The 13,638-nt window shown below is 49.2% G+C and carries 14 protein-coding genes; 6 read left to right on the top strand and 8 right to left on the bottom strand.

Annotated elements, in window-relative coordinates:
• Positions 1-59: 59 nt before the first annotated feature.
• Complete coding sequence (locus SD53_RS08900; RefSeq protein WP_046519877.1) at positions 60-1,211, bottom strand: NAD(P)/FAD-dependent oxidoreductase; 1,152 nt, start codon at positions 1,209-1,211, stop codon at positions 60-62.
• Between the two features lie 123 nt (positions 1,212-1,334).
• On the opposite strand from SD53_RS08900, the gene SD53_RS08895 reads away from it, so the two are divergent.
• Both SD53_RS08895 and ubiA read left to right on the top strand, forming a co-directional pair.
• A complete protein-coding gene (locus SD53_RS08895; protein WP_068226363.1) occupies positions 1,335-1,859 on the top strand; it encodes a chorismate--pyruvate lyase family protein in 525 nt (174 codons plus the stop codon).
• Positions 1,856-2,722 carry a 4-hydroxybenzoate octaprenyltransferase gene (ubiA, locus tag SD53_RS08890; protein WP_046519876.1) on the top strand — a complete coding sequence of 289 codons (867 nt, stop codon included), beginning with the start codon at positions 1,856-1,858 and terminating at the stop codon, positions 2,720-2,722. The genes SD53_RS08895 and ubiA overlap by 4 nt, the downstream gene beginning before the upstream one ends.
• Here ubiA and SD53_RS08885 read toward each other — a convergent pair.
• The 6 genes from SD53_RS08885 to SD53_RS08860 all read right to left on the bottom strand — a co-directional run bounded on the left by SD53_RS08885 (position 2,674) and on the right by SD53_RS08860 (position 7,244).
• On the bottom strand, positions 2,674-3,438 hold the full coding sequence (locus SD53_RS08885; RefSeq protein ID WP_241481779.1) for a PepSY domain-containing protein: 765 nt from the start codon (positions 3,436-3,438) through the stop codon (positions 2,674-2,676). The genes ubiA and SD53_RS08885 overlap by 49 nt on opposite strands.
• A gap of 65 nt (positions 3,439-3,503) precedes the next feature.
• Complete coding sequence (locus SD53_RS08880; RefSeq protein WP_046519875.1) at positions 3,504-4,130, bottom strand: 2OG-Fe(II) oxygenase; 627 nt, start codon at positions 4,128-4,130, stop codon at positions 3,504-3,506.
• Positions 4,131-4,241: 111 nt separating this feature from the next.
• Positions 4,242-5,165, bottom strand: coding sequence for a hypothetical protein (locus SD53_RS08875; protein ID WP_046519874.1), 924 nt, complete (start codon positions 5,163-5,165; stop codon positions 4,242-4,244).
• 17 nt (positions 5,166-5,182) lie between these two features.
• Positions 5,183-5,809 (bottom strand): hypothetical protein, encoded by a 627-nt coding sequence (locus tag SD53_RS08870; protein WP_046519873.1) that lies wholly within the window; start codon positions 5,807-5,809, stop codon positions 5,183-5,185.
• The gene (locus tag SD53_RS08865; RefSeq protein WP_046519872.1) at positions 5,784-6,347 is read right to left on the bottom strand and encodes an RNA polymerase sigma factor; all 564 of its coding nucleotides are present in this window, start codon (positions 6,345-6,347) and stop codon (positions 5,784-5,786) included. Before SD53_RS08865 ends, SD53_RS08870 begins: the two co-directional genes overlap by 26 nt.
• Before the next feature lie 147 nt (positions 6,348-6,494).
• Positions 6,495-7,244 carry a DUF2306 domain-containing protein gene (locus tag SD53_RS08860; protein ID WP_052749319.1) on the bottom strand — a complete coding sequence of 250 codons (750 nt, stop codon included), beginning with the start codon at positions 7,242-7,244 and terminating at the stop codon, positions 6,495-6,497.
• Positions 7,245-7,397: 153 nt separating this feature from the next.
• Here SD53_RS08860 and SD53_RS08855 point away from each other — a divergent pair, with 153 nt between their 5' ends.
• From SD53_RS08855 to SD53_RS08840, 4 genes are all read left to right on the top strand, one after another.
• Complete coding sequence (locus SD53_RS08855; protein WP_046519871.1) at positions 7,398-8,531, top strand: sensor histidine kinase; 1,134 nt, start codon at positions 7,398-7,400, stop codon at positions 8,529-8,531.
• Entirely contained in the window at positions 8,528-9,172 is a 645-nt protein-coding gene (locus SD53_RS08850; protein WP_046519870.1) for a response regulator, read from the top strand. Before SD53_RS08855 ends, SD53_RS08850 begins: the two co-directional genes overlap by 4 nt.
• Before the next feature lie 113 nt (positions 9,173-9,285).
• Positions 9,286-12,540 (top strand): PAS domain S-box protein, encoded by a 3,255-nt coding sequence (locus SD53_RS08845; protein ID WP_082101833.1) that lies wholly within the window; start codon positions 9,286-9,288, stop codon positions 12,538-12,540.
• A 56-nt stretch (positions 12,541-12,596) separates the two neighbouring features.
• Positions 12,597-13,169, top strand: coding sequence for a DUF3833 domain-containing protein (locus tag SD53_RS08840; RefSeq protein ID WP_046519868.1), 573 nt, complete (start codon positions 12,597-12,599; stop codon positions 13,167-13,169).
• Here SD53_RS08840 and SD53_RS08835 read toward each other — a convergent pair.
• Positions 13,166-13,564: a DUF2721 domain-containing protein gene (locus tag SD53_RS08835; protein ID WP_206539921.1), complete on the bottom strand. Its 399-nt coding sequence runs from the start codon at positions 13,562-13,564 to the stop codon at positions 13,166-13,168. The two genes, SD53_RS08840 and SD53_RS08835, sit on opposite strands and share 4 nt — an antisense overlap.
• Positions 13,565-13,638 lie beyond the last annotated feature (74 nt).

Below are 13,638 nucleotides of genomic sequence, written 5' to 3'. Positions count from 1 at the left end.
CGGTTCACTCTTTCATTTTTATCAAACATTCAAGAAGGATCTTACCCGAAGGTCAAGCGTTAAGCTATCAAAGCAGGCATTTCTTTTGCCAATCGTAAACGTTGTGCCACCATTTTTCCGGTTAAGGCAAAACCCAGTAATACTCCGTCAGCATTTTGAAACTTAGCCACCCAGTCCTGCCCTTGCCCTTGAATAGTCCATTCTCCCTGCTGTTGCGAGGCGGGGGGCCAACTGACCACAGCTAAAGCCGGCGATTTCACTATCACCGGCATCACCGGAAACTGCACCGCGGTCTGTTGTCCGGTCAGAGTCAAAGCCAGGGCTTTAGCCGACAAACTAATAGGCTGAATATACATCAGGTTATAGCCACAAACTTCAGCACAGTCGCCCAAAGCATAGATATCCGCCACCGAAGTTGCCAGATTTTGATCGACCTTAATACCTTTTCCACAGTCAATGCCTGCGCTGGCGGCCAGTGCCAGTTTTGGCTTTAAACCGACAGCGGACAGGATCAGCTCTGTGTCCACATGACGGCCATCGGCTAAAACTAACCGCAGTTGCTGTTCAAGCCGTTTCGCTTCGACGATGGCACTGCCCCAATAAAACGTCACACCTGCCGCTTGTAATTGTTGCTGTAACACAGCGCCCAGTGGTGCAGGTAACAGGTGCGCTAAAGGTTGTTGCTCCAGCGCTACCACGTCAACCTGAAAACCGGCGAGGGCTAAATCATTCGCGTATTCAATGCCAACCAGGCCGGCTCCTAACACGGTGATTTTTCGCTTGCCCTGACTTTGCTCTAAAAACCGCTGATAGTCCGCTAAGTCATTGACGGACCAGACCAGACCTTCAGTTTCTGCAGGTAGCGGCAGTCTGACCGGGCTGGCTCCTGTGGCCAGGACCAGTTGTTGATACTGCAGCAGTCCTTGGGTGGTATCGACCTGATGTGCTGTCGCGTCAATGCGCTCTGCAGTGCAAAACGGCCAAATCTGGATCTGCAGTTCAGCCGCCATTTGTTCTGCGGTTTTCTGGATCAACTCCGCGGCGCTTTTTTGTTTACTAAAGCCAGTGGATAACAGCGGTTTAGAGTAATAGTCTGCGCTATCGCTACTGAGCAAAATAATGCTGCGGTTCGGATCTAACTTCCGTAATTCTTTCGCCAGGCTGTAGCCCGCATGGCCTGCGCCGATAATTAAGGTGTGGCAATGGGTCATAAATCAAGCTGTTGTGGTAAGACGATGTGATGATGGTAATCAATCTTTAGGCCAAAGGCATTACATACCAATACGATGACAAAATTGTTATGATGCGCCGCAACTTGGTTGCAGTTTAATTTTATGCACAGCACAGACAGTCTTTTTCAACTCGATGCTTTGTGGCAAAGCGTGCATTCGCAGCCATTACCCACGAAGCTAGCACCCTGGCTATTGAGTCAGGGCTCATTGACCGCTTTGCTCAAACAGCATTGCCAGACGTTCAGACTGGAGCTGGTGACTGAACACTGGCAAAGCTTGCCAGCGCTGTTGCAACAGCAATGGCAACAGCGTCAGGGCTTAAAACGGGATGTGATCCTTTGGTGCGACGCCAAAGCCTGTATTTATGCACAAAGCTGGTTACCAGAGTCAACTCTGCAGCAGATGGAACCTTTGGCCCGTTTAGGCGCACAGCCTTTAGGTGAATACATTTTTCAGCATGACAGTCTGGAGCGTGGTGTGATCGAAGTGGCTTTGCTGCAGGCGGGTTTACTGTTACCCGTACTGGGTGAGCAACAGGAGCTCTGGGCCAGGCGCTCAGTGTTCTCAGTGCAACAGCAGCCTCTGCTGGTCCAGGAAATCTTTTTACCCGGAGTGCTTGAACTATGAGATGGCAGTTAGAGTGGCGGCAATGGCCTTATTACCGGCAACTGATGCGTCTGGACAGGCCGATAGGTATTTATTTGCTGCTCTGGCCAACCTGGTGGGCATTATGGCTGGTGTCGTCTGGCCTGCCTGATTTGACTTTGCTTATGGTATTCAGTGCTGGTGTGGTGCTGATGCGCTCGGCCGGTTGTGTGATCAACGACTATGCTGATCGCAATTTTGATGGTCATGTTGAACGGACTAAAGCCCGGCCTCTGGCTGCGGGATTGGTCAGTAGCGGTGAAGCCTTGCAGCTTTTTGTGCTGTTACTGGGTTGTAGTGCCACTCTGTTGTTGTTTTTGAATCCTGCCACCCAGTTACTGTCTTTCGTGGCGGTGCTGCTGGCCACTCTTTATCCTTTTATGAAGCGCTTTACCTACCTGCCCCAATTTGTGTTGGGCGCCGCCTACAGTTGGGGTATTCCTATGGCTGCGATGGCGGTGACCGGCTCTGTGCCTTTGTGGGTGTGGGCTTTGTATCTGGCGAATTTAGCCTGGACTGTGGCTTACGACACTTTTTACGCTATGGTGGACAGAGAGGATGATCGGAAGATCGGTGTCAAATCTACGGCTTTATTGTTTGGCCGTTATTGCCATCCTGTGATTGCTGCTCTGCAATTGGTATTTTTAAGCTTGATGGCCTGGGTAGGGCACCAAAACAGCCTGGGGGTATTTTTCTATGCCGCCTTGCTGCTGGTGCTGCTGAGTTTTATCCATCAGCACTGGCAAGCAAAAACTCAGGGCAGAGCCGGGTGTTTTCAGGCTTTTTTAAATAACCATTACAGTGGTTTGCTGCTATTTGCCGGTATAGGTTTGTCTTTATTGTAGAGCGCTGATTTCTTACGATGCCATGGCAGTAATAAGGCGCCGGTCAAGGTAAAAAATAATGCTGTAGCGGAAAAGACGATTAATAGCGGGTGATTAAAATCTTCCCTGTCCTGATAATCCATAATATGTAACATCCAGACAAAGTCGAACAGACGCCAGTTGTTGGTGCGTACCGACAACACTTTGCCGGTGTACTCTTCCAGATAAAAGCTGCTGCCTGCTGCATCGGCAAACTGCACTTGCCATAAAGGTGCTGCCAGGTGTCTGACTTCAAAAGGTACCTGTTGCAGACGCTGTATCTGTTGGATTTCAGTGCTGCCCTGATACTGTCGCTGCGCCAATGTTTTTATCTGGGCTTGGGTGAGAGGCGGCAAGGCCTCTGCGGTCAGGGCGGAGTAATACAGTTGCTCCTCACCGCTGCTGAATTGATACACAGGGGTTGAGCCTTGTTGGCTGAGTTTGAGCTGATGCTGCGGGTGCTGTTGGGCCAAAGCGGCGGGAGAAATGGCCTGAGTCCAATCGGGCAGGGGCAGGGCTTGGCGCAGATGTTCACCGCGCACTTCACTAATAGGCAACAGACTCATCACCAGACCACTGCCAAACCAGCAAAGTAGTTGCAGTAACAAAATCCAACCCAGGTATTTGTGCAGTTTCCGCCAGAACGACAGACGAGTCAGTGATGCTGCTATTGATGGAAAAGGCGACGATAGAGACACAGGTGTTATTCCCGATTTTTCTTACTATCTTGCCTTGAAGCAGCGCGCAGTGCGAGAGTTTTTTCTTACTGTGGCGGATCAATTCTGCCCTGAATGCTGCTGTTCTGTCTGAACCAGCCGGCTATGCTGTAGCGGGTTGTGGTGGCAGGTAATACTTCATGCGGAAAACGGCAACTTTCAAAAATCACTAAAGTACCGGCATTCGGCTGGACCCGGCTTATCAACTGGTCCTGCTCGTTATAAATCAGGAGTTCGCCCCCTTGCTCTAGGGTATTTAAATAACACACAGTAGAGAGCACCCGGTTCGAGCGGCCAACAAAAGCGTCCAGATGTTTCTGATAAAAGTCACCTTGCTGGTAGCGGGCGTAGTGCGCTTCGAAATCGATCAGTCCTAAAAAACAGCGTCGATTCATATCCTGTTGCAGTTGGGCCATCTGCTGTAAATACTGCTGCTGCACCGGGTTGTTCTGGTTCAGCCAGGCGGTGTGATCGCGTCTTACCTGCTGATTGAGCTGGTGCTGGCCCTGGCGTCCAACTCCGGCTGCAGTGAGCTGTTGGTGTTGCACATCCTGATACAAAGCCCAACATAAATCGGCCGGGATAGCCTGCTCCAGTATCACATAACCCTGCTGATAAAAAGGTTGGGCTATCTGTTCCAGCCAGTTTGTTAAGGTTGGCCATTGATAAGGCATCAGAACTGATCCGCTTGATTAGGAGGTCAATGGCGGCTTTGTACGTCAGAAGCTCAACTGCTGTCAAGACAACACAGAAGGTGGGGCTGTGTTGTCTTGCGTAAATCGTCATTAATACTGATAGTAACTGGCTTTTTTCAGCAGCGCGGGCGCATCAATTTTGCCGGTGACACACTGATTAATATCAGACTTTTTAATCACCCAATAGTGATCTTTGGCGCTGTCACGGCCCGACAAGCTCAGTTGGAAAGAGACAAATTCCTGCTCTTTTAAGTCTCTTAAACTGGCGCCGTAATCACATAAGGTTGTGCTGAATACCTGGCCTACCTTGGCCACCAGTTCAGTCTGGCGCTGTTTCGCCAGTTTTTCCTGCTCTGCCTTTTGTTTGTTGTAGACAGCTTCTTCTGCGGACAGTGTTTTTTGTAAATCCGCTAACTTTGTTTTTAATTGCTCGGACTTCTGGTTAATTTCTTTCAGTTTCTTTTGCTGTTCAGCATCAAGTTTGCTGACTTTCGCCGAGAATTCGATATCCCGTTTTTCCCGTTCATAATCGCGCAAATCCCGCTCTATATCCCGGCGTTCTTCCCGTAAGTCGCGCAGTTTTTCATTCTGATCCTGGATTTGTTCTGCCCAGGCTTCAGCCGATTCCACCATGGCTTCTACGGCCTCTTCATCAAAATTAAAGCTAAAGCTGTTGCCGTTTTCCGAAATACTGATCGCATGTGCTACATTGGCTGAAACTGCGGCCGCAGCACCCGGTGCAACAGGTGCTGTCGGTGGCATTGGCGGCATGACAAAGTGACGGAACCAGCCGCTGTTGCTGTCCATCCGAAAGGCGGCGCCCTGTCCGTACAAATAGCTATGTTGAATACGGCCAACCACAGAGTGGTTTTCTCCCCCTAACGAACTTTGCAGTATATCCTGCATAATTTTCAAATTTTGGCCGAGTTTGGCATTCACTTCGGTGGCGGCGAAACTATGGCTTGCGATGACCAGGCCTGCGACTAAAGAGACTTTACTGAATGTCTTTATCATACGGTGACTCCACTGGGTTATCTGTTCTGAGTATTCGGTGACGTGCCAAGCTCGAGTCTGGCCTGACTGGGCTGATAATTTTCCTGCCAGTAGTGCCAGTCAGACTGACGTTGCTGATTGAGGTATTCCACCAGTTCCAGCATGTCGGTACGTCTTTCTTTGGTTTGTTGTTCGGTTAAGTAATCTTTTAGCAAAATGAGCTGTGAGGCCTGCTGCTGTTGGCTGTTCTGCAACTGGGTCTGAATGTAATCCTGCTGCTCTTTACGATAGCTGGCCAATAAGGTTTCCAGTTGTTGCTGCTGCATTTGTTGTCCGCCACGCCAGCTTAACGTCAGGCCACTGTCCTGCATTTGCAGCTCCAGCGGAGATAAGCTGACCACCAGCGCCAGCACTGAAAATGCCACGCTTAATTTAGGCCACCAGTTGTTGCTTTTGGCCGGACGCTGCCACTGCTGGCTAAACATCGGCATAGTGTCGATTTCCGGCACTGGGGCGTAAAAGGGCGCTTTGGCCTGACGCTGTAACATCTGTGCTGTATGAAAACGCTCAAGCCATTCGCTTTGTGGGTCCAGTTGCTGTTCGCATTCGCTGGCCGTGATTTTTCCGGCCAGCCAGGCTTCAAAAATTTGCTGACTGTTCGACATCTGCTAACTCCAACTGCGTGCGCAGTTTATCTAAGGCCGCGTAAAATCTGGATTTGATGGTATTGCTCGACAGCGCCAACTGATCGGCAATTTCATCAAAAGTAAATTGCTGATAAAACCTCAGCTCGACCACCAAACGTTGTTCCGGCGGCAAGCAACGCAATTGCTGCTGCACCAGTCGCTGTGTCTGTTGGCCATACAACTGTTGTTCAAAACTGGGTGCTTCATCATCATAAAAGTCATGCTCCTCGGTAAACTCGGTGGTCGTTTTACGCTTTCTGAGCATATCCATGGCTCTGTAGTTGGCTATGCCAAACAACCAGCTTTTAAAGGAACTGTCACCTCTGTATTGCGCCAGATTTCGGCACAAGACGATCAAGACATCCTGCAATAAATCGCGGGCGTCGTCGGGCGAGCCCAATAAACGCAGGCCAAAATAATACAGGGGTGCCTGATATCTCGACACCAATTGCTGCCAGGCTTTGGCATCGCCGCCTATGGCTTTTTCTATTAAGCTCTCGTCGCTGCGTTTAAACACTTTTGATCTGTGATGAAGTTATATTGATGATAAGTCGTACCGGCATGGAAAATAGTTTGCCTGATTTGACAAAAAAGCAGGAATTTTTCTGAAATATTTTTAAATCATTAAATTTAAAGGGGAATTTTTATGAAATTCCCCCGGTGTTCAGATGGCTGATTGGTTCTGCGGTGAAGATAAACGGCGCTTAAACCAGAATGTGACAGGCACACCTATCAAACTGGGTAATAACCAGGGCAACATGATCCAATGGCCTGTTAAGAACTCAGCAAATAAAGCGCGGCCGCCAAAGGCAAAAAATGCGGTGTAGGCGGCTATGCCAGACCCAATCATGGCACTGGCGTGCTCTATCAACCAGCGATTGGCGGTGACTGTTTTGGTATGCAAGTAACTCAGAATGCTAATGCAGGTGACTAAAGAGATCCCGGCAAACACCATCACCAGTGGCATAGTAAACTGCCATCCCTGCCAGGCGGCATAAGGTGCCACCAAGAGCAGTAACCAGACCGGCGCCTGATAACTCCAGTGTTTTAATGGCTCGCGGTTTTGTTTACACAAAAGGCTGCCGGTCGCATGACGGATAGTGACCCAGGTCAGCAGACTGAGTAAAAATAAAAACAGATTCATCAGCAGCAAGAAGTCGAATTTACGCTGCGGGATTTGGCCATCAACCATTAAACCTGCGCCTTTAATTTCAACAGGATCAAACCAAACCAGAGTAGTCATCACCAGACCACTCAAGGCCACAGCTTTCATTAGATACGCATAATAACGGCCTGAGCGGCGATGCAATACGCTACCTTTACGGCTGAACATTGGCAGCCAGAACAGCAGCAGTGCAACCACCCCGGCCAGGATATGTAATTTTAATAACAGACTATGGATTATCACCATCATGGTTCTCCCTTTGGCAGATGCATACAGCCTAGAGTGTTTGGTCGCAGCACACAGGTGCCGGAAGTAAGGATGTTGTACTGTGACTTTTGGCCTATTGAGCCAGACCTGAAATCAGGCATACTAAAAACAGGATGCTTCAGGCCGTTCAACGACATGAGACTAAAGAATTCAATAGCATGGGATGTATTGGCCGGATTACTGACTTGGTTTCTGGTCTTTGTGCTGACGCTATCCCTGATGTGGAGTCGGGACGCACTTTGGTCTTTGTGGCCCTGGGTTATTCCGCTGTTTCTGCTCAATGGGGCTTGTTTTTATTGGGTAACCCGCAGTGATGAGCGGATCGGGGCTTTACCCCGGCTTGCCCTCGGTTGTTATGTGCTGCAGTTGTTATCTGCTCTGGCGTTGAACTGGATATTGCCGCTGGACTATCTGGCGATCTTAAACATTATCTGGGTGTCGATTTTACCTTATCTGCTGCCAATGAGAACCGCGGTACTTGTCGCTGTTGCTGTGTTAGGACTTTGGTTTGGGGTGGATTCGGTGCTCGAGCAACGTTCTATGTGGATCACCGGGCTGTTGTACAGCAGCTTTCATTTTTTTGCCCTTTTGATGACCAATCAGGCCCGCTCTGAACAAAAAGCCAAACAGGAATTACAGCAAACCCATCAGCATTTACTGGCGACTCAGGATTTGTTGATGATGGCATCACAACAGCAGGAGCGCAGTCGTATTGCCCGGGATTTACATGATGTATTAGGTCATCATTTGACGGCCTTAACTATTAATTTGCAGGTCGCGGGGCATTTAACCGAAGGCGAAGCGAAGGCCAAAGTGGATCAATGTCATCAGATTGCTAAATTGCTGTTGTCTGACGTCAGAGAAGCGGTCAGCGCCCTGAGGCAACAGCAGCAGTTTTCTGTTTATCAGGCGCTGGACAAGTTGTTGACCGATGTACCCGGAGTGACTGTGCGTTGGGATTGCCCTGCGGATGTCGAACTTGCAGATGTCAAAGTGGCGCAGCAGTTGTTGTTAATAGTTCGGGAAGCCTTAACTAATACCTTAAGACATAGCCAGGCCACAGAGTTTTATTTATCAGTAACCCCTGCTGTGCAGGCCGTGGAGTTAGTGATGTCGGATAATGGCAAAGTAGCGCCAGATTGGAAACCCGGCAATGGCTTAACAGGCATGAGAGAGCGCGTGGTCTCTTGTGCAGGCGCATTGGAGTGGCAGGTCGAAGATGGCCATTTTCAGTTACGGGTAACTTTACCTGCAGGATTAGCACTATGACGCTACGAGTTATGCTGGTTGACGATCAAATGCTGATCCGTCAGGGCATTAAAAGTTTATTGCAGTTGTCAGGTTTGATTGAAGTGGTGGCCGAAGCTCAGGACGGCTCTACTGTGGTGGAACTGGTGCAACAACATCAACCTGATGTGATTTTACTCGACTTGTGCATGCCTAAAGTCGATGGAGTGGCCACACTGGAGTTATTAAAGCAGCAGCAACTGAAGACGCCCGTGCTGATCCTGACCACTTTTGAAGAACATGATCTGGTGTTAAAAAGTATTCAGCTCGGTGCCAAAGGGTATTTACTCAAAGATGTATCGCTGGAAAGCTTAGTCGCTGCCATTCAAACTCTGCAGCAAGGTGGTACCTGTTTTCAGAGCAGTATTACAGAACGTTTGTTGTCTGGTTTGAGCCCGGTGAGCCATTTCCCCCGTCCTGCTACTATTGAAGCCTTATCTGAAAAAGAGCTACAAATTTTGCAACTGATGGCATCCGGCTATGCCAATAAAGAAATCGCCAGCGCACTGTATAAATCAGAAGGCACGATAAAAAATCAAATCTCCAGCATCCTGGCGAAATTAGGAGTGCGGGACAGGACCAGAGCTGTGTTGCTGGCTCTGGAGCTTGGCCTGATCCATTAACATCGCCCTTGGCAGATCAAATTCGTTAAGTAACTGATTTAAGACAGAGTAAGTATTGATATCGCCGCTATACTGGGAGGGGTAACCAGGACAGTCCGGAGCTTTTTATTGTTATGAGGTCAGACGGCGCGCCACGCTATGGCATATCCCTGCGGATGTTTTTTACAGTTCCTGTGTTGCTGCTGTTTATCCTTACGGCGAGCTTGGTCGCCATCATTTCATACATCAACGGACAGCAAGCAGCTCTGCATTACGGCCAGAGACTGGCGGATCAAATCAGCTTGCGCATTAACTCTCATCTGTATTACCTGTTAAATGTCCCTAAAACTGTACTGGATTCGACTTTGCAATCGATAGACAGCGGCATATTGGATCTGCAGTCCGGGCATGATTTAACACGCTATCTGACGGTACAAATTCGCCAGGCGCCTTACCTGACCTATGCTTCAGTGGGATTTGCCGATGGCCGTTATCTGGGAGTGAACCGGAACATTAGCGATGGTCAGTTAACTTTACTGAGCTCCATGCAGTCGAATTTAGTCCGAGTCCGCTATGCACTGCAGAACTCAGGTTTAGCCGGGGCTGCTCTGGAGCAGGGCCAGCCATACGATGCCAGAACCCGCAGTTGGTTTCAGCATGCCGTGCAGCAAGGGAAACCCAGTTGGTACCCCATTTATAAATATCAGTCGTTCGACGGTTTAGGCGTTGGTCTGGCTGCCCCGGTTTTTGACAAAACGGGTCAGTTGCAGGCTGTTGTGGCTGCAGATATGAGTTTGCAGCATCTTGAGCTGTATCTGCAGACTCAGTCGGTAGAGGGTGGCTTTATTTTTATCACGGATCCGCAAGAGTACCTGGTCGCTTCCTCGGTGAAGGCGGCTTTGTTAACTGAAAAGGGGTTAACCAGTGCTCAGGTGAAGGCCAGCCACAGTGAACACCCGCTGTTGCAAAGGGCGGCCAGGGTGTTACGTCAACAACAGCACGCCGCTGGTCAGTCAGAGTTTGAGCTGGATGGCCAATATTACTTGTTGAATTTTAACGAGTTTAACGACTCTCAGGGCTTGAAACTTCGTATCGCTGTGGTGTTACCGCAGCAGCAACTGATGGGGTTTGTGGCTGAAAGTTCATTGCAGGCGCTTTGGTTAATTTTACTGGCACTGTTGGGTGGGGCCTTATTAATTTTTGTGTTAAGTCGTAAATTGGTGCAGCCGATAGAAGCCTTACATCAGAGTGCCGATCAGTTAGCTTGTGGTGAAAAAACTCAGACGCTGCTTCGTCAGACTCCGGTCTTTGAACTCAATGGTTTGATCCGTTCATTTGACCTGATGGCAAAAAGGCTCAGCGATGCTTTTGCGCAACTGGAGAAAAAAGTAGAGCAGGGCACAGCCTCACTGGACAGATTATCTTTGGTGGTGAGCCGGACCAGTAATGGTGTTCTGGTCACAGACACTCAGGGACGGATCGAGTGGGTTAATCCGGCATTTGAACGTTTATCTGGGTGCAGTGCAGTTTACCTTCATGGCAAAGCCATGACTCAGGTGTTCGCGAACCAAAAAATGGATAGCTCAGTACTGGAACGGATCCAGCAGGCCTTGAGCCTCGGCGCAGGATTTTCCGAAGAAGTGTTTTGTCTGAATGCGCAGGCTCAGCCCTGTTGGCTTAGCCTGGAGTGTGATGCCGTCTGCAGTGAGCAAAATCAACTGTCGGGTTTTGTGGTGATTTGTCTGGACATCAGCAGCAGAAAAACGGCTGAATCTGAGGAAAAAGACAGTCAGAGCAGGACAGCACGGCAGCGTGCCACCTTAACTCAACTTGTGATGGATGAAGCGGTCGCCAATGGTGACTGCCTGGCGTTTGCCACGAATCTGGTTCGTGCCACCTCTGCCGCCATTCTTTGCAGCAGGGTCAGTATCTGGATGTTGTCGGAGCAGGGAGATGAGATGTTTTGCCTGGCTTTGCAACAAAGCGAAGGGCAGCAACATTCAGGTCAACTCCTGTTAAGACAAGCGGACTATCCCGAGTATTTTGCTGCGGTGGCCTCGCGTGGCTGGATTTGCGCCAATGATGCAGTTCAGGATCCGGCAACCCGTGAATTTGCCGAAGGTTATCTTAAACCCCTGGGGATCAGCTCCATGCTCGATGCCGGTATCATTATTGCTGGCAAAGTAGTAGGCGTGTTGTGTCTGGAACATATAGGGCCGAAAAGGCAATGGCACTCCGATGAAGAAGCTTTTGCCAGCGCTATCGCCGCCGTTATGGCGCAAACCTTGTCCGTGTCGCAACGTAAAGATGCGGAGCAAGTCAGTAAAGAATATGCGCAGCACACACAAACGGTATTAAACAATGTGGTCGACGGTATTATTACCATTGACGAAAACGGTCGAATCGCCAGTATGAACCCGGCAGCCCAGGCATTGTTCCGTTGCAAGGCTGAAGATTTACTTGGGCATTATGCAACAAACTTGTTGCCTGCTGTGCTGCGGCAGCATCAGGACTCTCAGCAGGCTTATCTGCCTACACCTGGTGTGAAGCCTGTATTGGGATGCAACCGTGAACTGGAAGGGCTCAGGGCGGATGGCAGCATTTTTGCGATGGAAATGGCTCTCTCTGTGGTTCGCAGGCAAGGGCGGTTGATTTACATTTGTACAGTGCGGGATATCAGCGATCGAAAACGGATTGAACGTCTGAAGAATGAATTTGTCTCGACCGTTAGTCATGAGCTGCGCACGCCTCTGACTTCAATTACCGGCGCTTTGGGCTTGTTGCATGGGGGAGTGATGGGCGATATGCCGGAAAAGATCAGGAGTCTGATCGGTATTGCCTATAAAAACTGCCAACGCTTAACTTTACTGATCAATGATTTACTGGATATTGAAAAAATAGCCGCAGGCAAAATGCAGTTTGATTTAAAAACTGAACTGGTATTGCCTTTAGTGCAGCAAGCCGTAGACGCCAATAAGCCGATGGCGCAAGAACGGCATATTCAGTTGACGATTCAAAGCCACATCAGTGATGCCTGCATCAAAGTCGATGCCAAACGATTGATCCAGGTGCTGTCTAATTTTCTGAGTAATGCGATTAAGTTTTCTCCCACAGCGGCGACAGTGCAGGTAGAGCTGAGCCTGAACGAAAAATTGGTACGTATCGCCGTATCAGACCAAGGGCCTGGTATACCTGAAAAATTCCGTGAGCGCATTTTTCAGCGATTCTCACAAGCGGATGCCTCGGACACCCGACAAACAGGTGGCACAGGTCTTGGCCTGGCAATCTCAAAAGAATTGGTTCAGGGCATGAAGGGTTCGATCGGCTTTGAATCAGTCGAAGGGCAGGGAGCCACTTTTTATTGTTGTTTTGCTTTGGTAGAGGACTGAGCCAGAATCCCCAACGATGCGTATCACTACTTCATATCATTCAAGGAGTTTCTGTTATGCGTTTTATTGCTTTGTTTGCGCCGCTGTTGCTGTGGGGCTGCAGCCATCAGGTTCAGGACTATTCACAACAAACTCCGGTATTTAACTTGCCTGATTATTTCAATGGTTCACTCAATGCGTATGGCGTGGTCAAGAACTGGCAAGGAAAACAGAGTGTCCGGTTTGAAGTTCAGCTTTGCGGCCGCTGGCAAGGTAATGAAGGCACTTTATTTGAGTTGTTTCACTTCAGCGATGGCCGGGTAGAGCAGCGTATCTGGCAATTGGCCTTGGACGAAACAGGCAAAGTCACAGGGTCTGCCGCAGATGTGACAGGGCAGGCTACCGGGCAGCAGGCGGGTAACACCTTGTACTGGGAATATGTATTGCAAATCCCTGATGGTGACGGTGTGATTGAAGTGAAAGTGGAAGACTGGCTGTATCTGGTCACGCCCAAACAACTGATGAACCAGTCTAAGTTGTATAAGTTTGGCTTGCCGGTCGGTGAAATTATTTTATCGATTCAGCAACAGGACAACAAAGCCGATTGCTCTGCTCTTGAGCAACAACTGGCAGAGCTTAGAGCAGGTTAAGCCTGCTCTTGCTCCATACTTTCCAGTTCTATCTTGATCGCGTTACAGGAAATCTGAATTTCATACAAAGAGACCAGCAAACTCAGCATCAGACTGGCCAGGCTGGCGCCAAAAGCGATTTGACCAGCCAGACCCCATTGCATAAACAGAAAAAACATCGACAAGGTGCACAGCACAAAACTGATCACGCCCCAGCGCTGCATCGACCGTATTAAAAACATGCGTTGCCGTAAATTCTCAATCTGCCGTTTCGCCATATCCCGCACTTGGCCGCCCTCACGGGTATTCAGTTGGCGGATCAACTGAGCCAAAACCAGAAATCTGTTGGTATAGGCCAAAAGCAGTAAAGAGATAGCTGGAAATAATAACGCGGGGGTGGTCATGGTCATTGACATAAAATCACCTGTATTTACACGGAAGAAAGACAGACTAAGGTTCTGATCATATTCGCATTAGTGTTGTGTCGATA

The organism is Rheinheimera mesophila (assembly GCF_000986865.1).
GTDB lineage: Bacteria > Pseudomonadota > Gammaproteobacteria > Enterobacterales > Alteromonadaceae > Pararheinheimera > Pararheinheimera mesophila.
The sequence above is the reverse complement of the archived record's forward strand: the minus strand, read 5'-3'. Positions and strand labels throughout refer to the sequence as shown.

Coding starts and splice junctions, on each gene's coding strand:
- ubiA (WP_046519876.1), top strand. CDS start 1,856: ATGAGATGGCAGTTAGAGTGGCGGCAATGGCCTTATTACCGGCAACTG.
- SD53_RS08860 (WP_052749319.1), bottom strand. CDS start 7,244: ATGATGGTGATAATCCATAGTCTGTTATTAAAATTACATATCCTGGCC.
- SD53_RS08840 (WP_046519868.1), top strand. CDS start 12,597: ATGCGTTTTATTGCTTTGTTTGCGCCGCTGTTGCTGTGGGGCTGCAGC.
- SD53_RS08855 (WP_046519871.1), top strand. CDS start 7,398: ATGAGACTAAAGAATTCAATAGCATGGGATGTATTGGCCGGATTACTG.
- SD53_RS08870 (WP_046519873.1), bottom strand. CDS start 5,809: ATGTCGAACAGTCAGCAAATTTTTGAAGCCTGGCTGGCCGGAAAAATC.
- SD53_RS08835 (WP_206539921.1), bottom strand. CDS start 13,564: ATGTCAATGACCATGACCACCCCCGCGTTATTATTTCCAGCTATCTCT.
- SD53_RS08850 (WP_046519870.1), top strand. CDS start 8,528: ATGACGCTACGAGTTATGCTGGTTGACGATCAAATGCTGATCCGTCAG.
- SD53_RS08900 (WP_046519877.1), bottom strand. CDS start 1,211: ATGACCCATTGCCACACCTTAATTATCGGCGCAGGCCATGCGGGCTAC.
- SD53_RS08895 (WP_068226363.1), top strand. CDS start 1,335: ATGCACAGCACAGACAGTCTTTTTCAACTCGATGCTTTGTGGCAAAGC.
- SD53_RS08875 (WP_046519874.1), bottom strand. CDS start 5,165: ATGATAAAGACATTCAGTAAAGTCTCTTTAGTCGCAGGCCTGGTCATC.
- SD53_RS08880 (WP_046519875.1), bottom strand. CDS start 4,130: ATGCCTTATCAATGGCCAACCTTAACAAACTGGCTGGAACAGATAGCC.
- SD53_RS08845 (WP_082101833.1), top strand. CDS start 9,286: ATGAGGTCAGACGGCGCGCCACGCTATGGCATATCCCTGCGGATGTTT.